At 71.5% G+C, this 246-nt stretch carries 1 protein-coding gene; it reads right to left on the bottom strand.

Going from position 1 to position 246, the window contains the following annotated elements; translation table 11 throughout:
• Positions 1-246, bottom strand: a 246-nt coding sequence (locus I6F20_RS37720) for a hypothetical protein (protein WP_225131626.1), incomplete at both ends; no start/stop codon positions are given.

The raw sequence follows: 246 nt of genomic DNA, 5'->3' as shown, positions 1-246 counted from the left end.
ACGAGGAGTTGCGGGCCGAGCTCGCAGATCGTGCGGCGCGCTCGTTGCGGGATGAGGAACTGCGGGCCGATCGTGCAGCGCGCTCCCTGCGCGACGAGGAGTTGCGGGCCGAGCTCGCAGATCGTGCAGCGCGCTCCCTGCGCGACGAGGAGTTGCGGGCCGAGCTCGCAGATCGTGCGGCGCGCTCGTTGCGGGATGAGGAACTGCGGGCCGATCGTGCAGCGCGCTCCCTGCGCGACGAGGAGT

This window comes from Bradyrhizobium sp. IC3123 (assembly GCF_020193625.1).
In the GTDB taxonomy this organism is placed as follows: Bacteria; Pseudomonadota; Alphaproteobacteria; order Rhizobiales; family Xanthobacteraceae; genus Bradyrhizobium; species Bradyrhizobium yuanmingense.
This window is presented reverse-complemented; position numbering and strand designations above follow the sequence as displayed.